This is a genomic window from Hymenobacter sp. FMD4 (genome assembly GCF_058932745.1).
Genome location: NZ_JBZYWH010000011.1, coordinates 78,845 through 98,662 on the forward strand (window position 1 = coordinate 78,845; position 19,818 = coordinate 98,662).

Consider the following 19,818-nt stretch of genomic DNA (forward strand, 5'->3'; position numbering starts at 1 on the left):
TAGATAAATACTAGTGCGCCAGCTCAGGTCGGCTCAAATAACCGGACCCCAGAATAACATCTGCTTCAGAAAACAGCCACCAGTGAGGCGTGATGAAAAACGACTTCTTGAATGGCTTCGGCGAACGGCCGAAATCTGCATCAACAAAAATTTACTTTGAAATGCAAAGTTCTTTATTTTAATTCGTACAACTTCAATGCCCTTTGATCTACCTACCGCTTGTGGGCAAGCATCAATGGCTGAGCAGTCTGCTCTGATAGCTTTTTCATTTGTCCACAATCAACGAGTACCGCCATGACTTTGCGCCTCAAAAACCTTGTTCGTCTTGCGGTTATAACCGCGGCCATCTTGATGGTGCCCTTAGTAGCCAACCAGTTCTCAGATGGTGAAGGCTGGGACCTGTTCGATTTCATTGTTGCCGGCACCCTCATCTTCGGCACCGGCCTTCTGTACGAACTGATAGTCAGTCAGCGAAGCACCGTGTTATACCGGTTGGCTGCGGGTGCAGCGCTGGCAGCTGGCCTCCTTTCCCTGTGGGTCAATCTGGCTGTTGGCATCATCGGTAGCGGGCCCAACTTGGCCAACCTGATGTTTATCGGGGTCTATCTCACGGCAATCATCGGTTCCTTCAGGGCGCAATTACGGCCGCGGGGCATGGCCACCACGATGCTGGCGTCAGCCATGGTACAGTTCCTAGCACCTCTGATCGGGATACTGATCTGGCAGCCTGCGTTTACCCCGGATGTAACGCGCGGAATAGCAGGCAACATGATCTTTGTTGCGATGTGGGCCGGCTCAGCTCTGCTCTTTCGTCGCGCCGACGGCGCCGAAATGAAAGCAGAGGCAACAGCTTCGCCGGCGGTTTAATTGGTCGAATACCAGTGCCCTATCCTCTTCGGCGCCCTGCTAAGTGCAGTTAAATCGAGAAAAGGCGCAAGCCAAGCTGCCAAGCCATCAGACCAAGACCCCAAGGACCGCTACGGGATACTCCATGTCCTGCAGCGGGACAAATCCCCCCAGCTGCCCGCGACTGAGCGGCTTATTTGGCCTACCCGGCAGCCTATGCTGCTAACCGTTGTCCCTACCGTTTCGCCTGCTCAGATGGTTTTTTGGAGCTATGAAGTGCCGCTCATGTTGTCTGAAGCAGCAACTAATTATTGCTATGCCCTCGGTTAGGGGGAAGCCTTTACCCTCCTGAAAGCGCAGCTTGCTCAGGATTACCGTCAGATGCTATCGACTGACACGCTCCATAAATTCTTCGGGTTTGTCGAGCAGTTCAAACCCAAACTGACGGTACACCCCCTGAGCGTCGCGGGTATGCAGCAGCCAACGGCGAATGGCTTGCAATTCGGGATGATCCTTTACCGCTTGCATCAGCCACTTCGATAGGCCCTGACCGCGGTATGCCTCCAGCACAAACACGTTGCCCAAGTAAGCAAAGGTTACGAAGTTGGTCAATACCTGTGTGAAGCCGATTTGCTGTTCCTTGTGGTAAAGCCCAAAATTGTAGGTAGTGGCCTCGATCTGCTTTTGCAGCCGCTCCCGGGTCATGTTCTCGCCCCAATAGGACTCGTTGACGATGAAGTCGTAAATCACTTCGAAATCAAGGGCCGTTGGATCTGTTGAGATGGTATAGTCACCCTTCCGTAGGATGTAATCTGTCTGTTTCATGTCAGGCAAGAGGTGCTACGTGGTTGCCCTCGACACAGGCGAAGGACAAGCGGCTTTCGGTACAAAGCAAGCCGAAGAACGTAACTGCGGCAAGTCGTGGCGTAAACTAGGCCTGTGCCCACGCACATAAGCAAAACCATCAATCAGGCGCAGCTTCAGGGGCCTATTGATGAGTAGATCCACCGCGACAACGGCCCCCACCGCTGTCTTGCCGCCTACCCTGTCATCCTCAAAGGAGAACGGAGTTGGACTGAACTTCGATGTGGTGCAACTGACAGCCATCGTCCTGAGCGCACTAACTTATCAGTGGTTGATGGACGTTGGCTTCCACCTACCCAACTCTCACCTGCTAGTTCGCAACAGGTAAGCAGAGGCACGAATAAATGAACCGCACAAATGCGCCTTAGTGGGAGCGGTAGGTTCGGGCCAATACGGGGTGTAGGCCTATTGCCCCAAGGCCCGCATGTAGTGCGCAGGGATGGGTAGCCCTTGCAGGCGGTTGGTCATGGCCAACAGGATAAGCATCGCCACCACCAGCCCCGCGCCGCCGATAGCCACGGCCTGACGCCGGGCGCTGGATTCGCCCCAGAGGCGGGCGCCCTTTTGGTAGTGCAGGCTGGCTACGTGCAGAAAGATGGCCGCTACCGATAAAAAGTAGTACGGAATGAAAAACAGGCTGAAGGGAAAGGTGTTAATGCCCGCCGCCGCGAAGTACAGGTTGGTATCGAGTCCAAACCAAGCCCGTCCCGTGAGGACCGCGCTGGTGTGCACCATCAGAAAAAACGCGAGGTACAAGCCGGAGAAAATCTGAACCCGCTCCGCCAGCGGCCGCAGCGGCTGCTTTCGGCTCGCCCAATACAGGTGCAGGCCCGTGAATATCTGTCCCACAACGGCCAGCAACAAAGCTGTTTCGACCACAGGGTGCCGATATACTTTACGCAGTGCGGCCATTGTAGTCAGGTGCGCCGGCACGCTCCAAAACGCCACCAAATGATTGGCTAAGTGAACGAAGATGAATACGGATAATAGGATGCCTGTCCAGTAATGGTACGTTTTGGCAGGTAGGCGCATGGGTCAAGGAGGAGATTTTCGAATCAATATTAGCCTGTTATTATATAACTGTTAGATTCCGCCTCAGGGTAAACTTCTCGTTACTGCCGCGAACAACTGCCCATACAGCCTAGGAGTTGCAGGGTAGTAAAAGGAACGGTAGCAAGGTAGCAGCAGCTGCGCACAGCGTGTACTGCAATCGTTCCCGACAACGATTGCGCGAATAAAGTCGGGGGTAGCGTGCTGCTTATCGGGTTTATTTTAAAAACTCAACAGCTAGTAACTTCTTTTTCACGCTGGTTGCGGCTCTGCTCAGGGCTGCGCCATCTAGCTTCTGCTTATGAAAGTACCTTCCCTCCTGCTCAGCTGCCTCGTGGCTGGCGTATCAGTCGCCGGCTGCGGTAAAAAAAGCGAGACACCACCCGTCGACAACACCGGCCCAGAGCCCGTCGCGGAAACGGCCCTGGCTTTTCCGGGCGTGGAGGGAGGTGGCAAGGCTACCACGGGTGGCCGGGGCGGGCGCGTCATCAAGGTGACGAACCTGAACGACTCGGGACCGGGCAGCCTGCGCGAGGCGCTCAACGCTTCGGGGGCGCGCATCATCGTGTTTGAGGTATCCGGCAACATCGTGCTGCAGAGCCGTCTGCACCTGCGCAACGGCAACGTAACCATTGCCGGCCAGACGGCCCCCGGCGACGGCATCTGCATTCAGAACTACGAGCTGAACGTGGCGGCCAACAACGTGATTATCCGCTTTATGCGCTTCCGTATGGGCGACCTTACCCAGAACGAGCAGGATGCGCTCTGGGGCCGCTACATGCAAAACGTGGTCATCGACCACTGCTCCATGAGCTGGTCGATTGATGAGTGCAGCTCCTTTTACGCCAACAAGGACTTCACCATGCAGTACTGCCTGCTGGCTGAAAGCCTCAATCAATCGTTCCACGGCAAGGACGACCACGGCTACGGAGCTATCTGGGGCGGCTCGAACGCGACCTTTCACCACAACCTGCTGGCGCACCACCTGAGCCGCAACCCGCGCTTCGACGGCGGCAACCGCCCCGGCACCGGCGCCAGCCCCCACGGCATCGATAAGGTAGACTACCGCAACAACGTCATCTACAACTGGGGCGCCAACAGCGCCTACGGAGGCGAAAACGGGCAGTACAACATCGTGGGCAACTACTACAAGCCCGGCCCCGGCACCGAAACGAGCAAACGGCGCCGCATCATGCAAATCTCACGCGAGAGCGACGCCGCCTACGCGCCCGGCTACGGCCGCTTCTACATCAGCGGCAACTACGTGCACGACAACGCCACCGTCACGGCCGATAATTGGAACGGCGGCGTGGACCTGAGTTCGGGCGTGGTGCTGGCTAATGCCAAAGCCACGACGCCGTTTGCCAGTGAAGCCATTCGTGCTGAGTCGGCTACGGCGGCGTACGAGAAGGTGCTGACCTACGCCGGCGCCAGCCTGCGCCGCGACGCGGTGGATACGCGCGTGGTGAACGAGGTGCACAACGGCACCGCCACCTACAACGGCTCCCAGACCGGCAAGCGCGGCATCATCGACTCGCAGACCGACGTGGGCGGCTGGCCCACCCTGGCCCAGCTGCCCGCTCCCACCGACACCGACGGCGACGGCATGCCCGACGCCTGGGAAACCGCCAATGGCCTCGACCCGAACCGCGCCAACGCCAACGGCCGCAACCTGAGCACGGGCTACGACAACGTGGAGGTGTACATCAACAGCCTGGTGAAGACCATCACCGACGCGCAGGCGCAATAAACTCCGCTCTGCAAACGCAAACCCGCCAGCACTGGACTGCCCTGAGTCCGACGCTGGCGGGTTTTGTGTTGGTGCTTGGGCGGGCCGCACCGCGCAAGGCTGCGGGCTGTGCCGGGATGCGCTTTTCAGTTGGTGCTTCCGACGGCCAACCACCCGGCGGCTACTACAGCTTGATGCCCTGCGCAGCCATAGCCTGCTCCTGCTGGGCGTGGTTGGCCTTGTACTCGGCGTGCTGCTCCGCTGTGCGCTCGGTGCCGAGGCTCTGCAGGTTCTCGCGCAGCTGGTCGGCCGGCATATCGGCGCCGTACGCGGGGGTGCCGGGCTGCTGCCGCCACGACTGGTGCAGGGTGCCGGCGTCCACGGCGTCGAAGCCCAGCTCCTCCACCAAGGCCATTACTTTCTGCTTGGCGGCGGCATCGTCGGAGGCTACGGGCAGGCTGATGCGGCCGGGGGTGCCGGCGGGCTGTCCCTTCTCCACGATGTGGTGGGCGTAGATGTTGTTGAACACCTTCACCACCGGGCGGCCCAGGTGCTGCTGCACCCACTCGCTCTCGGTCAGGCTGCCCGTTTCCAGCTCCTCGATCTTGCCGTCGCGCAGCATGGGGTAGTAATTGCTGGTGTCGATGACGGGCACCTCGCGGGGCACGCTGGCCAGCAGGTCCTTGGGCAGGTCGGGAATGTTCTTGAGCGGGATGGTCACCACGACCAGGTCGGTGCCGCGCTGGGCGGCTTCCTCGGCTGTGACGGGTGTAGCGCCCGTTTTCTGCTCCACGTCTTTGAGGGTTTCGGGCCCGCGAGAGTTGGCAATGTATACTTGGTGACCGAGGCCCGTCAGCCGCACCGCCAAGGCGCTGCCGATGTGGCCCGCGCCAATGATTCCGATGTTCATGGGTTGTCTGAGGTTGGGCGCCAGCCGGGGGCCGGCGCAGGTTCAGGCAGGTAGACAGCGGAGGCGGAGCGTTTGTTTGGCGGGGCTGAGTGGGACGTGGGAAACTGCTGGAATGAGCACCGCCGCCGGAGCTGGGCTCGGGCGGCGGTGGTGCGGTTTGCTGATGATGCGGCAATTGATGTGAGACTTCCCCTCAAGGCCCGAGCGCCCATGCCGGTTGAAGCCATGCTTCAAACGTGCTAGTGTGGTGCGCTTCAATCCCGCTAAATGGCTTTACGGGATACTTCTTTGTAAGAAGTGTAGGGGATTTATTGGCAGAGGTCCAACGCTTAAGTTCCGGCTGCCATTGGGCTGATACAGGCAGCTTCCCTCCCACCAGTATTCGCAGTGCTCTTCGTCTTTACCGTAAGCTGCCATGCTGAAATTGCTCTTGCTGCCAGCCAGCACGTACTTGCCGTAGTGCCGGCCGTCCCGGGTTCTGATGAAGAAACCCTGCTCTTTTCCAGTCAACGAATAACGACGTTGGTAGCCGCTGAGCGGGGCCTGATCAAAGTCTAGCAGGATGGAGCGAGCATACTGGTCGTTGAAGATGGGAATAAGGCCGCCTTGCCCACCTGCTACCAACACGCCCGGTTTACCATTGGGAGGTGCCGGCTCCAACCAAAAGTCGCAAGCCGTAGTATCCCGGCTTGAGCGGAGCGCGCCAAGGATTACGCCGTAGGTGTCGGGCACCTTCACGTCCCGGCGCGCATAGCAGTAATCCACCTTCACCTCGACGGCCTTGCCGATGCTGCCCCGCAGCGAATCGCCACGATCCATCTCACGGAAGGCGTCGTCACCTGTAAATACCAGATCAAAATAGAGCTGGCTGACAAGCGTAGGATTGGGCCTTGCCCGACGCAGCGGGATGGTCAGTGCCACCGCCTTTTGCTCCACATTCGTTTTCCGCCGTCCCGGCACGTAGCCCGGCGCTTGAGCAACGGCCGCCAGACGAAAGGCTTGTGCAAAGGACGAACGCACAGTTCCTGCAGCTCCCGTAGCTGAGCGGACAACTGAATCACCGTTTGCTGTGCCCATCCCAGGTCGGTCATATACCGCTGCGGTCAATACTTCGGCCCCTCTAATTGGTCGACCGGTTTCCGCATCCACTACTTTGACCTCGGCCGATACCCGTTCGATGTTTTTTGGCTCACAGCTGAATAGCATACACCCAGCCAGCAGGACCCAGGCCATTTTTACTAACGGCATAGAAAAAGCGCATTGAAGTTTCCTTCAATGCGCTTTTAGCGGATAAAGTAACCTGATCTACTTCCGCCCCGGAATCTTCACCCCGCGCTCCTCGGCTACCTGCTGGGCCAACTTGTAGCCCGCGTCGGCATGGCGGAAGACGCCCATCCCGGGGTCGGTGGTGAGCACGCGGCGCAGGCGCTCGGCCTTTTCGGGAGTGCCGGTGGCTACTATCACCATGCCGGAGTGGGTGCTGTTGCCGATGCCCACGCCGCCGCCGTTGTGCAGGCTCACCCAGTCGGCGCCGGAGGCGGTGTTGGCCAGGGCGTTGAGCAGGGGCCAATCGGCCACGGCGTCGGAGCCGTCCTTCATACCCTCGGTTTCGCGGTTGGGCGAGGCCACGGAGCCGCAGTCGAGGTGGTCGCGGCCGATGACGATGGGGGCCGAGACTTCGCCGCGGGCCACCAGGTCGTTAATAACCAAGCCGAACTTTTCCCGCTCGCCGTAGCCCAGCCAGCACACGCGGGCCGGTAGGCCGATGAAGGGCACCTTGGCTTGGGCCTTCTCAATCCAGCGGGCCAGCATCTTGTTGTCGGGGAAGGTTTCGAGCAGGGCGCGGTCGATGCGCAGGATGTCCTGCGGGTCGCCGCTGAGGGCCGCCCAGCGGAAGGGGCCTTTGCCCTCGCAGAACAGCGGGCGGATGTAGCCGGGCACGAAGCCGGGGTAGAGAAACTGCCCGTTTTCGTCGCGCACCTGCAGGCCGCCTTTCTCGGCCTGGCCGCGTAGGTTATTGCCGTAGTCGAGGGCCACGGCCCCGCCGGCCTGCATGTCGATGATGGCCTGGCAGTGCTTCACGATGGAAGCCAGGGCCTGGCGCTTGAACTCCTCGGGGTTGTTTTTGCGCAGCTCCAGCACCTCCGTGATGTCGCCCTCGGGAATGTAGTCCATCAGGTCGTGGGCCGAGGTCTGGTCGGTGACGATGTCGGCCTTGTAGCCCCGCGTCAGCAGCTCGGGCAGCACGGTGGCGGCGTTGCCCGTGAGGCCGATGCTCCAGCCTTGGCGCGCCTGCTTGTACTGCGCCATCAGCTCCAGGGCGTGGTCTAGGTCGCGGGCCTGCTCGTCGAGGTAGCCTTCCTGCACCTTCTGCTTCACGCGGGCGTCGATGGGCTCGATGACGAGGCACACGCCGTCGTTCATGGTCACGGCCAGCGGCTGCGCGCCCGACATGCCGCCAAGGCCAGCTGTAATGGTGACGGTGCCGGCCAGCGTGCCGCCGAAGTGCTTGTCGGCCACGGCGGCGAAGGTTTCGTAGGTACCCTGCAGGATGCCCTGCGTGGCAATGTAGATCCAGGAGCCGGCCGTCATCTGCCCGTACATCATCAGGCCCAGGCGGTCCAACTCATCGAAGTACTCCTGGGTGCTCCAGGCGGGCACGATGTTGCTATTGGCAATGAGCACGCGCGGGGCGTGGGCCCAGGTGCGAATCACGCCCACGGCCTTGCCCGACTGCACCAGCATGGTTTCGTCGGCTTCCAGGTTCTTTAAAGTCTTGACGATCGTCTGGTACTCCTTCCAGTTGCGGGCCGCGCGGCCGGCGCCGCCGTACACAATCAGCTCGTCGTACACCAGGCTCACCGCGGGGTCGAGGTTGTTTTCGAGCATGCGCAGGGCCGCTTCGGCTTCCCAGGTTTTGCAGCGCAGCTCGGAGCCGTGCTTGGCCTTGATGGTTTCCTCGGGCTTGAACTCGTAGTACATCGGGCGCTGGGCGTTCTTGCCGGTGGCCGAGGATTTGGAGGTGGCTTCGAGGTTGAGTTCGGGAGTTTCGAGAGCGGAGTGCGACATGATCGGGCGGGAGAATTTGCAGGTTGGGTGGAGCGGCGAATATAGTGTTTTCGGCGCGGCCCAAAGCCTCTTTTCAGGCCCCAGATGCAGACTTTTACCTTCGTGCGCTGCTGATGAGGCCTAAGCAGACCCCATGTTGGCAATGCTCCTTTTCATCTAAGAAACAGCCAATTTTTGAGGCAAGCTCGACATTAGTTTAATCCTAACGAAAAGGGCTTATTGTCGAGTTTAGTTACATTTTATCAAATTTTTATTATAAAAACAGGTTACCATTTTACAAACTCAGTATAAAGCTTTCAGAGAACGGTCAGCAAGCCGTTCGTCATCCATTCCAATCATTACTTACCAACCAAAACAATGAAAAAAGTATTGTTCTTCGCCCTGGCTGCGGCCTCGCTCACTTTTGCTTCGTGCGGCGGCAACCAACAGGAAGGTGGTACTGGCGGCGCTTCTACCAGCGGCACCGATGCTTCCGGCGGCTCAGGCACCACGGACGCCACCAGTGAAGGCGGCATGGGCAGCGATAATGAAACGGGTGGAACCGGTGCAGCTGGCTCGACCGGCAGCGATATGAGTGGCGGCTCCACAGCCGGAGGCGGTACTATGGGCAGCACAGCTGGTACTGGCACTACAGCCGGCACCACTGCAGGTGGCTCTACGGCTGGCGGCACCACTGCCGGCGGTTCGACAGCGGGCGGCTCCACTGCCGGTGGCTCGACGGCTGGCGGCACAATGACTGGCGGCAGCACTGCGGGTGGCACCACTGCCGGCGGCTCTACTACTACTGGCTCCACCACTACAGGAGGTGGCTCTACAGCTGGTGGCACCGGCTCGACGGGTTCGGGTGGCACCACGGGCCGCTAACGCAGGCTCCCCATTCTTATTGGTTTGAAAAGCTCCTCGCCAGTCGGGGAGCTTTTCTATTTATAGTCCGCCTGTAGGGCTTTAGCAAATCGTCTACTAGCCATAGGCGTGAGCTTCAAAGGCACATAGAACCTATTGAACGAAGCTGCTACCCATCAACAAACCCTTGCTGGAATGGTTAAATCCACGTTTCTAAAAAATATTTCATAAAACGGGTTACCTATTGGTGGCTTACTTATTAACGAGCAGGATCAGGCGGCCATCGGGCGCTTGTCCGAAGTTTGAACATCATCTTACTTTCCACAACCATGAAAAAAGTATTGTTTTTCGCCCTGGCCGCGGCCTCGTTCACTTTCGCTTCGTGCGGCAGCAACCAACAGGAAACTACTGGTACTGAGAACACCACCACTACCGACGCTTCCATGGATACCATGTCGGATACTACCATGACCGACGCTGGCGCTGGCATGGGCACCGAAGGCGGTACCACTACTGCTACAGGCACAGCCACCACCGGCACCACCGCTGCCGGCACTACTGCTGCCGGTGCCGTTACGGGAAGCACTACGGGTACTACTGGAACCACTGGTACTACCGGCACCACGGGTACTACTGGCGGAACCGGCACGACCACGGGTCAATAAGCTCGGTTCACACTTGCTTTACCAAAGCCTCTCCTTCGGGAGAGGCTTTTTTTGTGTCCAAAGGGCTGGAACCTGTTTGTGCCATTGACCTTTTTCTAGTTCCAGCGCAACTTTTTTATAGCTGATATACACTTATAATTCAAACAGTTATTCACCTATCCTATCAAAACAAGGTGAACCACTGAAAAAATTCTACAGTTTTTTTTCAGCCGCCGGGTTACCTGGAAAGCCATTTCGGATAAACGCCAGAATTTGCTGCCAGCTGGCAGCAAAACAACCTGAACAACCCTTCACTAACCCTTACCATGAAAAAAGTTCTGTTCCTCGCTCTGGCTGCTGCTTCGTTCTCGTTCGCTTCTTGCGGCGATGCCAACAAAGAAGGTGCTACCACCGAGACTACGGAAACCACCACCACCGAGGCTACGACTGAAGTAGCTGGCGACTCGACGGCTGCTGCTGATGCTACGGCTGCTCCGGCTGCTGAAGGCACCACCACGGCTCCGGCTGCTGAAGGTGCTACTACGGCTCCCGCCACCGAAGGTGCTACCACTGGCACGACGGCTCACTAATCTGACTTCCTTGTCAAATTGTGAAAAGCCCCTCCCACCGGAGGGGCTTTTTTTGTGCCTTAGTACAGGCCTCATAATTGGTTTAACTGGCATGGCGGCAGCGTCTAAACCAGCAGTTAGCGCTGGCTACGTTGCCAGATTGGTTGTTACCCTAACCGCGCGGATTTGCGTAGTGGCTGTGTATCATCAATATCATATGCCGCTATGGAACAGGTAGCCGCTGGCGTGACCCAGCTTCAGATTCAGCGTTTTGTCAATGTGTATTTTGTGGAAGTCGGCTTGGCGGGCGAGTGGGTGCTTGTCGACACCGGCCTTCCTGGCTCGGCAAAGTCGATTATTGCGGCGGCTGATAAGCTGTTTTACCCCGGTACCCATCCGCAGGCCATCCTACTGACCCACGGGCACATGGATCATGCCGGTTCGGCCCAGGAGCTGGCCGAACATTGGCATGTACCGGTGCTGGCGCACCCACTGGAAATGCCTTTCCTGACCGGCCGTGCCGTATACCCTCCCGCCGACCCCACCGTGGAAGGCGGTGGCTCCTTGGCTTTCGTCAGTCGCTTTTTTCCGCCGCAGTCGTTTCAACTGCGCGACGTGGTGCAGGCCCTATCCCTCGACGACAACACCGTACCTTACCTTCCGGACTGGCGCTGGCTGCACGTGCCCGGTCACGCACCCGGTCAGCTGGCCCTGTTTCGGGAGGCCGACCGCACGCTGCTTGGCGCCGATGCTTTTGCCACGGCCAACCACGAATCAGTACCGGCACTGCTGATGCAGCAGCCCCGCATCAGCGTGGCCGGCGCCCCGTTCAATTACGACTGGCAACAAGTGCATGAGTCGGTACAGCGGTTGGCCGCGCTGCAGCCGGAAGCTATCGGCTGCGGCCACGGGCCTGTAATCAAAGGCCCGGAAGCAGCGGCAGGCCTGCAGGCACTAGCCGACAACTTCCCCATGCCCACCCGCGGCCGCTACGCCACCGTGCCTGTGCGCATGGATGCTGGCGGCGTGCAGTACCTCCCCCCTGCCCCCGCCGACAACTTCGCAGCCAAAGTGGCGATTGTAGGGGCCGGAGCAGCACTGGCTTTGGGGGCACTGGTAATGCTGGGCCGTCGCAAGAAAGGCCGTTCCTACGACAAACGTCGGGACCGGTACCGCTACAATGCCTTTGTGGATATTCCGGAACTGAACTCGACCTCATACCCATACAAGGAAGTGCGGTACTGAGCACAAAAGGGTGGCCGCACGCAACTGCCGCGACACCGAATCCGGCGGCTGGCCCGGCGCAGCAGGCAGTGGTGCGCTTAAACCACGATCCAGATGCCGTAGCCTTCCTACTGCGGCAAAAATCACACGGGCCGCTCCTACTGCAGGAGCGGCCCGTACTTGTTTATGTGACGTAGTAAGAAGTTTACTTGCTGGCGCGACTTACGGTTACACCGCCGTTGGTAGTTACGGCCTTTACCGGAGCGCCACCCTTGCCGAGGTTCACAGCTACTTCCCGCCCGATACTGCCTTGTACTTTGGTGGGAAAATCGGTGCTGATGGGGCCGCGCTGGGTGCTGGTGATGAGCTGTACCGAGTAATCGGCAGGGACTTTCCAGCTAATGCCGCCGTTGGTAGTAGTCACATCCAAGCCCTTACCTTCCCATTTTTTTCCGGTGAGCGTGATGCTCAGGCCGCCGTTGGTGGTGCTCCCCTTTACGTCGCCGCCCGAGCCGGCGATGCTCACACCACCGTTCTGGGCCTGAAAGGTAACGGGCCCTTCCAGTTCCTGCAGGCTAATGCCGCCGTTGTGGGTAATCAGGGCCAGGGCTTGCTTGCGCGGCACAAAAATCTCGTAGCTCACGGCATACCCGCCGTCACTCATGGCATAGCCATCGTTGTTACCCGAACCATCGGGGCCAGCTCCGCGCAAGGTATTGCCCTCGGTGCTGATTTTGACCTGCTCCACCGTGGCCTTGGCCGTAGCCTCGTCGCGGCCCCAGGCCTGCACTTTGGCCCGCACCCGAATTTCCGTGCCGTCGTAGCCCTTTACCGAAATGCCACCGTTGCGCAGCCCGTCCACCGTCAGCGTCTGGCCCTTGGCAGCTGGCAGGGTTAGGTCGCGGGTTTCACAGTAGCGCTTTTGGTCGTTGCTGCCCCACCGACCTTCTTCACAGGTGGAGGTAAAAGCGGGAGCTGACTGGGCAGCGGCGGAAAAGGCAGTAGAGCTGAGTAGTAGGATGACGAACAGGCTTTTCATGGCGCAGCGGCAGTGTTTTGTGTGGATGATCTGCCCCACTGACAGAACCCGAATATCGAGGGCTGCACATACCACGAAATATTTCGTACTTCTCTCATGCATCAACCAAGCAGTGGCCGGAAAGCATCAGCATGTGAGCGACTTACACGCACTACTTTACCCCCTTCCAGCGTGGCGTAGTAGCCGCCGCTACCGTCGCGTTCCAGCTCGCGCACGGCATCCAAGGCAACCATTACGGAGCGGTGAATGCGTAAAAAGCGTTGCGGATCGAGGCGCTCCTGCAAAGCCGTGATGCCCAAATTACTTAAGTGCTGCCCCGTGCTGGTATGCAGGGTAGCATAGTCGCCGGCGGCTTCTACCCACCGGATGGTTTCCACGGGCACAGCCACCAGCCGCGGCCCTTGCGGCACGAATAGCCGGGGCGGAAAGGCCACGGGCGCTGCAACTCCTTGGGTTTCTTCCAGGCGCTGTAGCAGGCGTTGCAGCGCTGCATCGGGGGTAGCTTCGGTGCGCTGCAGCACGCGCTCCACGGCCTGACGGAAACGGGTGCGGTCGTAGGGCTTTAGCAAGTAGTCCACGGCGCCAGCGGCGAAAGCGCTGAGAGCGTACTGATCGTAGGCTGTGGAGAAGATAATGCGGGGCACCTGCGGCAAGCGAGCCAGCACTTCAAAACCCGTCAGACCCGGCATCTGGATATCAAGGAACACCAACTCCGGCTGCAGTTGCTGGATGCTGTCCACCGCCGACAAGCCATCGGCACATTCGCCCACGATATGCAACCTCGGAAAATCGGCTAGGTACTGGCGCACGATGGTACGGGCCGGAGCTTCGTCATCAATGATGAGTGTGGTCATGGGCTGAGATTGGATGCGGGATTCTTAAGTAACCAGGTCTGTTGAGTGCTTGTCTGAAGAATGCAGAATGGTTATGCTCTGCTTGTCGAACCGAACGTCGACGTAGTCAAGCATTTTTATTGCTTATCCTGAAGGCTTACAACGAACCAACATACATACTTGGCTACGTTCTCCTTCGGCTTGTCTTCATTCAGCACAACGCTCTTTCCAACTTTGTACTGCTGGGCCCTTAAGCCAGCGGAAGCAGGAACGACACCTTCAGACCTTGAGGAGAATTAGGCTCAAGCAGCAAACCAGTTTGATTCAAAGCCAGCAACCGGTCATGGGTGTTCCGCAGCCCGATGCCGCCAGTCGTGTGCAGTAAGGATTCCGGCTCGTCGGATACGCTACGCCCAATCCCCACGCCCGTATCGGTTACCATCACCTGCATGTGCGCGTTGCCGTGGCGCTGCACCGACACGATAATGGTGCCGCCTTGCACCAAGGGCGCCAACCCGTGCCGCACGGCGTTTTCCACCAGTGGCTGCACCAGCATGGGAGGCACGAGCACGTCCAGCAGAGTTTCATCGATGGCAAACGTCACCTGCAGCCGGCTGCCAAACCGGGCCTGCTCCAGCTCCAGGTAGCTCTGCAAAAACGCCAGCTCCTCCCCTAGCGGCAGCCGCTCATGCCGCGACGCATCCAAGGCAAAGCGGAAGGTGTGCGCCAGACGGGCAATTAGCTCGCGGGTGCTTTCCAGCTCGGGCGGCACCGAGGCACTGATGGAGTTTAAGGTGTTAAATAGAAAGTGAGGGTTGATTTGGGCTTTGAGCGCCGAAAGCTGGCTTTCGTGGGCCTGCGCCTGGAGCTGCCGCGTAAGCGCATTGCGGTGCCGGAGCTGCTGCGTGAAGTGCACTACATGCAGCATCCCAAATTGCACGCAGTAGAACAAGGTCGGAATGTACACATCCCAGGCCCGCCCGTTGCCACTGAGGCCGTTTTTGCCCAGCACATGCAGCAGGCCATAGTAACTCACAAACCACGCCACGACCCACATCAGCCCCAGCACCAAGTGAGCCAGCAACTTCATGGTCCAGGAAGCTCGCTCCAATGGACTGCGAAACAGCAGCCACCACACCGGCAGCGTCCACAGGGCTTTCAGCGGATAGTCGAGCAGCAGCACCCGGCGCAGGTAAGTGGGATAAGCATCGGGCTGAAAATCTTGCGCAGTATAGGCAATAGTGACGGCGTACAGCACCGCAAATACCACGTAAAAACCGGCCAGCGCCCGAAGCCCGCGCCAGGTGATGCGGGCAGGTTGCTCTCCTGGCAACTCCGCTTTGGTAGCCGCCACGCATGGGGGAGCTACTGCCGCGGGCGGCACAGTTTCAACCTGCCGGGCAGGGGGCGGCGGAGAAAGTACGCTGGGCGGCATCGGGACTTTGGGCTAGTAAGCAAGATAACCGTGAACACGCGAACATTGGCGCCCTTGGAAACGCAGCAGCAAGCCCTGAAAGCTTTGCAGCAGTGGCCGCACTTGTATCTCGTACCGGATAAGTACTCCTAGCGTGGTGGCCGGAGCAGCAGCACGCTGGCCAGCGGCAGCCAGAATCAACCAAGAGCCTGCTGCGAGCAGGCGGCTAAGACCAGCTGCTGAACTGCTAGAAAACCGTGGTGTACTGGCGACAGGCATAGCGACGGGAGCTGATAAAGCACCATCAAACCTAATCTACCCGAATCAGCCGCTCCAACACCCTTCGACTAGCAGCATCAGGGGGCGATAAGCCGCAGTGCGCGCCGACGAACTGCGGCCGGCATGCGCTACTAAGCGGGTGGGCTGAGTGCCTACTGCTTTGCTACTCCCGTCAGGAAGGCTGTGATGATGGTAGCGGCGAGGCGCGCCGTTTGAAAGTCACGGTCGAGTACCGGGTTGAATTCTACTACTTCAAACAAGCGCACCTGCTCCTGCCGGCCCGCCGCGAAGGCTGCTTCCACGCTCTGACGGGGCGTGAGGCCATCGGAACTTGGGGCTGATACGGCCGGCGCGAAAGCCTGGGCTACCGCATCGATATCAAACGACACAAAGGCAGCTCCCTCGGCCGTGGCACGGCGCACGGCGCGTTCCATAAAGAGCGGCATGCCATCCTGCTGCACATGGGCCAGCGGCACGATGGTGGCCTGCTGCTGATGCAGAAATTCAATGTCCTCGAAGGTGTTCAGATTGGAATGCAGGCCGATTTCGGTGAAGCGGGAACCGCTTACAAAGCCTTGGCGCAAAAGCTTGCCGTAAGGTGTGCCACTGCCCAGATCGGCGCGGTCCTTCACGTCGGCATGCGCGTCAATATTGACGCCGCCCACGGGCTGGCCGCCAGTGGCATCGAATAGGCCGCGCACGGTGCTGAAGGTGCCATCGTGTGAGCCGCCGAGCACTACCACGCGCGGGTACTGGCTCAGCAGCTCGGCTACCCGCTCCCGTATGCGCTGGTGGTGCGCGGCGTGGTCGTAGGGCGTGCCGGGGGCGGTGATGTCGCCGGCGTCGGCAATGCGCAGCTCGTCGAGGCGGACGTTGTGTTCCAGGTTGTAGGTTTTGTGGTAACGCCGCAGCTCGCGGCGAATGGCAGCCGGTGCACCCACTGCCCCGGCGCGGCCGCCTTCCAGCACGGTGCCGTGGTCAAGAGGCAACCCCACGAGGCAGACGTCGGCTTCGGGCAGTTCGCTGGCAGGGCGGATTAGTTCGCGCAGAAAAGTGGGCATGGCGGGTGGGTTCGGGAACGGAATGCCAAAGCAAGGGAACGAGACGCGTTGTGCCAAACGTATTGGGGCGTACTTTCGGGCGGAGGCGGTGCCTGAGCCAGCCTCCTTTTACCTTATCGGCATGCTTCTTCGCTTTCGGGCTTCCCTAGCCCTCTTGATTTTGCTGAGTGCTGCACTCGCGGCTCCTGCCTGGGCGCAGCAAACCACTCCGCGCAAAGCGGCTCCGGCCGTCCCTCGCCCCGCCACTGCCAATGCAACGGCACCAGCCTCGTTTTATACTACTTACACGTACCGCTCTTACACCATTCAGTCGGCGGGCGAAGCGCCGGTGCAGGCCGATGGCGTAGGCGGCACGCTCACGCTTTACCCGGCGGGCACCTTTCAAAAAAGCATGCAGCTTACCGGCCCGAACGGCCCCGTGACGTTCAACCAGAAAGGCCGTTTTACGGTAACCGGCGACAAGATCAGCTTTCTGTACCTCAGCAGCCAGGGCGACCCCAAGGCCGACAACGGCAGCTTTCGCTTCGACCCCAAAAAACAAACTTTGGAACTGATCATAGAGGGCTTTCCGGCCGGTAGCCGGGGCACCTATCAGCTAGTGGCGCAAGGCAAGTAGAGTAGGGAGTTGCTAACGCCCTTTGGTGTAAAACGCAACCATGGGAGAAAGCATTTAGACGTCTGTCATCCTGATGCAGGAAGGACCTTACTACGAGTGAACGGCATGTTCGAGCGTGGCAGGGTCCTTCCTGCGTCAGGATGACAGATAGCAAAGCAACGGTATTGCTATTGAAGAGCCCCGACCGCCTTTAGTGCAACTTCGGTTAGCTTGCATGCATGAGCAGCCCGAAATCCATCCTGATAACCGGTGTCTCGAGTGGCGTAGGCCGAGCCACCGCCCATGCGTTCCTACAGCGCGGCTACCGCGTCTTCGGCAGCGTGCGCCGGCCGGCCGATGCCGAGGCGCTGGAGCAGGAACTAGGGCCCCAGTTCGTGCCTTTGCTGTTCGACGTAACCGATGCCGCCGCTATTCAGGCGGCCGTGGCAATAGTGACTGAGCAACTTGGTGGCGCGCCGCTTACGGCTCTGTTCAACAATGCTGGCGTGGCCTTTGGCGGCCCTTTGCAGCACCAACCGATTGAGGTAGTGCGGCAGCATTTTGAGGTGAATGTACTTGGCCTCGTGCAAGTGACGCAGGCTTTTCTGCCGCTGCTTGGCGCTGTGCCGGGCTTCCGGGGTACGCCCGGGCGCATCATCAATATCGGTTCGGTAAGCGGACAGGTAGCGGCACCCTTTATTGGGGCTTATGTGGGTACCAAACATGCCTTGGAAGGCCTCTCGACCAGTTGGCGCCGGGAGCTGCAGCTGTTCGGGGTCGATGTAATTTTGATTGGGCTCGGCGTCACCCAAACGCCCATCTGGGACAAAGGCATTTCGCTTGATGCCTACCAGGATACCCCGTACCACGGCCCGGCGCAGCGTTTTGTGAAATATGTGCAGCGCGCCCGCGCCAACGGCCTGACGCCGGAGTACGTGGCGGGCCGCATGGTAGCCATTCTGGAGGCCCGGCGGCCTAGCGCCCGCTATACCATCATGCCCAACCGCCTGCGCGACTCGGTGCTGCCGCGGTTGCTCCCCGCCCGCTGGCTCGACCGCCTGCTGGGCCGCGGCATTGGGCTAGTGAAGCCGCGCCCCGGAACAGCACCGGGCCCGGCCTGAGTGCACGTCCCGGCTGGGTTATAGTATGGGGCAGTTACTCCGGTCCGGGGTTGCCCTTGGTTGGGCTTTCGGCTAACTTGCGGCCCCTTTGAAGCGGCGTCACTCTGCTTCCACCCGGGCTAAACTCACAAATTCACCATTTCACAATCTCACCATAGATGGGACGCGCGTTTGAATTCCGTAAAGGCCGCAAAATGAAGCGCTGGGACCGGATGTCGAAAGACTTTACCCGTATCGGTCGCGAAATCGTAATTGCCGTGAAGGAAGGCGGCGCCAACCCCGACACGAACTCGCGCCTGCGCACCGCCATCCAGAATGCCAAGGGCGTAAACATGCCCAAGGACCGCGTGGAAGCGGCCATCAAGCGCGCCAGCTCCAAGGACGAAGGCAACTACACCGAGGTAGTATACGAGGGCTACGCGCCTCACGGCGTGGCCATCGTGGTGGAAACCGCCACCGACAACCCCACCCGCACCGTGGCCAACGTGCGCATGTACTTCAACCGCGGCAACGGCGCGCTGGGCACCGCCGGTTCGTCGGACTTCACCTTCACCCGCAAGGGCGTGTTCAAGCTGGCCGCCGAAGGCCTCGACCGCGACGAGCTGGAGCTGGAGCTGATTGACTTCGGCGCCGACGACATCTACGAGGACTCGGAAGAAGACGAGCAGGGCAACGTGAAGAACTTCATCGTGGTGGAAACCGCTTTCAGCGACTTCGGCCAGATGCAGAAGGCCCTCGAGCAGAAGCAGCTGAACGTCATCAGCGCCCAGCTGCAGCGCATCCCGAACACCACGGTTCATTTGGAAGGCGAAGAACTGGAAGAGGTAATGAACCTTATTGAGAAGTTCGAAGAGGACGACGACGTACAGGCTGTGTACCACACGCTAGGCTAAGCCCGTCGGGCGGCCCTGCTTCTGGGGCTACCATTGCCGGCTGGGCTGGCGGCGGTAGCCCCAACTGCGTTCAGCCATGCTGGCCGCGCTGCTATCTTGAGCCGCAGCTACAACTATTCAGCAATGCTATGCGCAGAATAACTTGGTTAGCCGCGGCGCTGCTTTTGCACGGCTGCCAGCGCCAGCCCGATCCGCAGCTAAGCCGCCTGCAAAGCCAGGTGCAGGCCCAACAAGACACGATGCGGCAGCTGCGCCGGGCACTAGCCAGCGGGCAGGACTCCCTGCAGCAAGCGCAGCTGCAGCTGGCCTCGACGCAAGAGCGGCTGGAATACGTGGCCCAACTGGCCAATTACCACGAGTTTGGCGCGCCGGGAGCAGCCCGTCCCCGCCCCCGAAACCGGGTCTTTCCGGCGGGTACGCTCTACGGCCCGCCGGCCATCGTGACGCTGCCCAACGAGGAAATGGCCGAGGTGCTGAGCCTGGCCGACACGACCAGCGCCGGCGCCGGCGCCGACTATGACATTAAGGCCTACCGCGTGTGCAACGGCCCGGCCGACGCCACCCAGGACGCCTGCACCTGCTCGCACTACGTGTACCTGGCCCTGGGTACCGGGGCCGACCTACCCTATACCTATAAGCTCTACCGCCTCGGTCCCTTTTATGAAGCGCAGCTGGCGGGCTGGACACTGGCCCAAGGTGAGGGCGAAGGTCACGCCGTGCTGCGCATCCGCCACGAGGTGATGGGGCGCCACAAAACCGACGCCTTCCGCATCAGCTGGCAGGGCGTGCGGCGGATGTAAGCACGCTGTCATTGCCCAATGCTTCCCTTGCTCTG

The 19,818-nt window shown here is 59.9% G+C and carries 19 protein-coding genes; 10 read left to right on the plus strand and 9 right to left on the minus strand.

The window, feature by feature from the left end:
* The first annotated feature begins 294 nt into the window (after positions 1-294).
* The gene (locus AC5FXY_RS12180) at positions 295-867 is read left to right on the plus strand and encodes a hypothetical protein (protein ID WP_493556951.1); all 573 of its coding nucleotides are present in this window, start codon (positions 295-297) and stop codon (positions 865-867) included.
* Positions 868-1,230: 363 nt separating this feature from the next.
* On the opposite strand, the gene AC5FXY_RS12185 is transcribed toward AC5FXY_RS12180, so the two are convergent.
* Together AC5FXY_RS12185 and AC5FXY_RS12190 are read right to left on the minus strand one after the other, a co-directional pair.
* Positions 1,231-1,671, minus strand: coding sequence for a GNAT family N-acetyltransferase (locus AC5FXY_RS12185; protein ID WP_493556952.1), 441 nt, complete (start codon positions 1,669-1,671; stop codon positions 1,231-1,233).
* Positions 1,672-2,115: 444 nt separating this feature from the next.
* Entirely contained in the window at positions 2,116-2,742 is a 627-nt protein-coding gene (locus tag AC5FXY_RS12190; RefSeq protein ID WP_493556953.1) for a hypothetical protein, read from the minus strand.
* Positions 2,743-3,061: 319 nt separating this feature from the next.
* On the opposite strand from AC5FXY_RS12190, the gene AC5FXY_RS12195 reads away from it, so the two are divergent.
* Positions 3,062-4,510 (plus strand): pectate lyase, encoded by a 1,449-nt coding sequence (locus AC5FXY_RS12195; protein WP_493556954.1) that lies wholly within the window; start codon positions 3,062-3,064, stop codon positions 4,508-4,510.
* Positions 4,511-4,673: 163 nt separating this feature from the next.
* On the opposite strand, the gene AC5FXY_RS12200 is transcribed toward AC5FXY_RS12195, so the two are convergent.
* The 3 genes from AC5FXY_RS12200 to hutU all read right to left on the minus strand — a co-directional run bounded on the left by AC5FXY_RS12200 (position 4,674) and on the right by hutU (position 8,468).
* Positions 4,674-5,423 (minus strand): NADPH-dependent F420 reductase, encoded by a 750-nt coding sequence (locus AC5FXY_RS12200; RefSeq protein WP_493557019.1) that lies wholly within the window; start codon positions 5,421-5,423, stop codon positions 4,674-4,676.
* A gap of 249 nt (positions 5,424-5,672) precedes the next feature.
* Complete coding sequence (locus AC5FXY_RS12205) at positions 5,673-6,647, minus strand: hypothetical protein (protein WP_493556955.1); 975 nt, start codon at positions 6,645-6,647, stop codon at positions 5,673-5,675.
* A gap of 57 nt (positions 6,648-6,704) precedes the next feature.
* A complete protein-coding gene (gene hutU, locus AC5FXY_RS12210) occupies positions 6,705-8,468 on the minus strand; it encodes a urocanate hydratase (protein ID WP_493556956.1) in 1,764 nt (587 codons plus the stop codon).
* Between the two features lie 357 nt (positions 8,469-8,825).
* Here hutU and AC5FXY_RS12215 point away from each other — a divergent pair, with 357 nt between their 5' ends.
* The 4 genes from AC5FXY_RS12215 (at position 8,826) to AC5FXY_RS12230 (ending at position 11,769) form a co-directional block, all read left to right on the plus strand.
* A complete protein-coding gene (locus tag AC5FXY_RS12215) occupies positions 8,826-9,332 on the plus strand; it encodes a hypothetical protein (protein WP_493556957.1) in 507 nt (168 codons plus the stop codon).
* Between the two features lie 308 nt (positions 9,333-9,640).
* A complete protein-coding gene (locus tag AC5FXY_RS12220) occupies positions 9,641-9,976 on the plus strand; it encodes a hypothetical protein (protein WP_493556958.1) in 336 nt (111 codons plus the stop codon).
* A 305-nt stretch (positions 9,977-10,281) separates the two neighbouring features.
* A complete protein-coding gene (locus AC5FXY_RS12225) occupies positions 10,282-10,545 on the plus strand; it encodes a hypothetical protein (RefSeq protein WP_493556959.1) in 264 nt (87 codons plus the stop codon).
* 204 nt (positions 10,546-10,749) lie between these two features.
* Entirely contained in the window at positions 10,750-11,769 is a 1,020-nt protein-coding gene (locus tag AC5FXY_RS12230) for an MBL fold metallo-hydrolase (protein ID WP_493556960.1), read from the plus strand.
* A gap of 184 nt (positions 11,770-11,953) precedes the next feature.
* On the opposite strand, the gene AC5FXY_RS12235 is transcribed toward AC5FXY_RS12230, so the two are convergent.
* The 4 genes from AC5FXY_RS12235 to AC5FXY_RS12250 all read right to left on the minus strand — a co-directional run bounded on the left by AC5FXY_RS12235 (position 11,954) and on the right by AC5FXY_RS12250 (position 16,374).
* On the minus strand, positions 11,954-12,787 hold the full coding sequence (locus AC5FXY_RS12235) for a DUF4097 family beta strand repeat-containing protein (protein WP_493556961.1): 834 nt from the start codon (positions 12,785-12,787) through the stop codon (positions 11,954-11,956).
* A 101-nt stretch (positions 12,788-12,888) separates the two neighbouring features.
* Positions 12,889-13,641 carry a LytR/AlgR family response regulator transcription factor gene (locus AC5FXY_RS12240; protein ID WP_493556962.1) on the minus strand — a complete coding sequence of 251 codons (753 nt, stop codon included), beginning with the start codon at positions 13,639-13,641 and terminating at the stop codon, positions 12,889-12,891.
* 229 nt (positions 13,642-13,870) lie between these two features.
* Complete coding sequence (locus AC5FXY_RS12245; RefSeq protein ID WP_493556963.1) at positions 13,871-15,055, minus strand: sensor histidine kinase; 1,185 nt, start codon at positions 15,053-15,055, stop codon at positions 13,871-13,873.
* Positions 15,056-15,465: 410 nt separating this feature from the next.
* The gene (locus AC5FXY_RS12250) at positions 15,466-16,374 is read right to left on the minus strand and encodes an arginase family protein (protein ID WP_493556964.1); all 909 of its coding nucleotides are present in this window, start codon (positions 16,372-16,374) and stop codon (positions 15,466-15,468) included.
* Between the two features lie 121 nt (positions 16,375-16,495).
* On the opposite strand from AC5FXY_RS12250, the gene AC5FXY_RS12255 reads away from it, so the two are divergent.
* The 4 genes from AC5FXY_RS12255 (at position 16,496) to AC5FXY_RS12270 (ending at position 19,783) form a co-directional block, all read left to right on the plus strand.
* Positions 16,496-16,990 (plus strand): hypothetical protein, encoded by a 495-nt coding sequence (locus AC5FXY_RS12255; RefSeq protein WP_493556965.1) that lies wholly within the window; start codon positions 16,496-16,498, stop codon positions 16,988-16,990.
* Between the two features lie 218 nt (positions 16,991-17,208).
* A complete protein-coding gene (locus AC5FXY_RS12260) occupies positions 17,209-18,090 on the plus strand; it encodes an SDR family NAD(P)-dependent oxidoreductase (RefSeq protein ID WP_493556966.1) in 882 nt (293 codons plus the stop codon).
* A 158-nt stretch (positions 18,091-18,248) separates the two neighbouring features.
* Positions 18,249-18,983 carry a YebC/PmpR family DNA-binding transcriptional regulator gene (locus AC5FXY_RS12265; protein ID WP_493556967.1) on the plus strand — a complete coding sequence of 245 codons (735 nt, stop codon included), beginning with the start codon at positions 18,249-18,251 and terminating at the stop codon, positions 18,981-18,983.
* 128 nt (positions 18,984-19,111) lie between these two features.
* Positions 19,112-19,783, plus strand: coding sequence for a hypothetical protein (locus tag AC5FXY_RS12270; protein WP_493556968.1), 672 nt, complete (start codon positions 19,112-19,114; stop codon positions 19,781-19,783).
* Positions 19,784-19,818 lie beyond the last annotated feature (35 nt).

Excerpts from the sequence above, each read along its gene's own strand:
- AC5FXY_RS12190 (WP_493556953.1), bottom strand. The coding sequence starts at position 2,742 with ATGCGCCTACCTGCCAAAACGTACCATTACTGGACAGGCATCCTATTA.
- AC5FXY_RS12260 (WP_493556966.1), top strand. The coding sequence starts at position 17,209 with ATGAGCAGCCCGAAATCCATCCTGATAACCGGTGTCTCGAGTGGCGTA.
- AC5FXY_RS12230 (WP_493556960.1), top strand. The coding sequence starts at position 10,750 with ATGGAACAGGTAGCCGCTGGCGTGACCCAGCTTCAGATTCAGCGTTTT.
- AC5FXY_RS12270 (WP_493556968.1), top strand. The coding sequence starts at position 19,112 with ATGCGCAGAATAACTTGGTTAGCCGCGGCGCTGCTTTTGCACGGCTGC.
- AC5FXY_RS12245 (WP_493556963.1), bottom strand. The coding sequence starts at position 15,055 with ATGCCGCCCAGCGTACTTTCTCCGCCGCCCCCTGCCCGGCAGGTTGAA.
- AC5FXY_RS12235 (WP_493556961.1), bottom strand. The coding sequence starts at position 12,787 with ATGAAAAGCCTGTTCGTCATCCTACTACTCAGCTCTACTGCCTTTTCC.
- AC5FXY_RS12185 (WP_493556952.1), bottom strand. The coding sequence starts at position 1,671 with ATGAAACAGACAGATTACATCCTACGGAAGGGTGACTATACCATCTCA.
- AC5FXY_RS12250 (WP_493556964.1), bottom strand. The coding sequence starts at position 16,374 with ATGCCCACTTTTCTGCGCGAACTAATCCGCCCTGCCAGCGAACTGCCC.
- AC5FXY_RS12240 (WP_493556962.1), bottom strand. The coding sequence starts at position 13,641 with ATGACCACACTCATCATTGATGACGAAGCTCCGGCCCGTACCATCGTG.
- AC5FXY_RS12215 (WP_493556957.1), top strand. The coding sequence starts at position 8,826 with ATGAAAAAAGTATTGTTCTTCGCCCTGGCTGCGGCCTCGCTCACTTTT.
- hutU (WP_493556956.1), bottom strand. The coding sequence starts at position 8,468 with ATGTCGCACTCCGCTCTCGAAACTCCCGAACTCAACCTCGAAGCCACC.
- AC5FXY_RS12195 (WP_493556954.1), top strand. The coding sequence starts at position 3,062 with ATGAAAGTACCTTCCCTCCTGCTCAGCTGCCTCGTGGCTGGCGTATCA.
- AC5FXY_RS12225 (WP_493556959.1), top strand. The coding sequence starts at position 10,282 with ATGAAAAAAGTTCTGTTCCTCGCTCTGGCTGCTGCTTCGTTCTCGTTC.
- AC5FXY_RS12220 (WP_493556958.1), top strand. The coding sequence starts at position 9,641 with ATGAAAAAAGTATTGTTTTTCGCCCTGGCCGCGGCCTCGTTCACTTTC.
- AC5FXY_RS12180 (WP_493556951.1), top strand. The coding sequence starts at position 295 with ATGACTTTGCGCCTCAAAAACCTTGTTCGTCTTGCGGTTATAACCGCG.
- AC5FXY_RS12255 (WP_493556965.1), top strand. The coding sequence starts at position 16,496 with ATGCTTCTTCGCTTTCGGGCTTCCCTAGCCCTCTTGATTTTGCTGAGT.
- AC5FXY_RS12205 (WP_493556955.1), bottom strand. The coding sequence starts at position 6,647 with ATGCCGTTAGTAAAAATGGCCTGGGTCCTGCTGGCTGGGTGTATGCTA.
- AC5FXY_RS12265 (WP_493556967.1), top strand. The coding sequence starts at position 18,249 with ATGGGACGCGCGTTTGAATTCCGTAAAGGCCGCAAAATGAAGCGCTGG.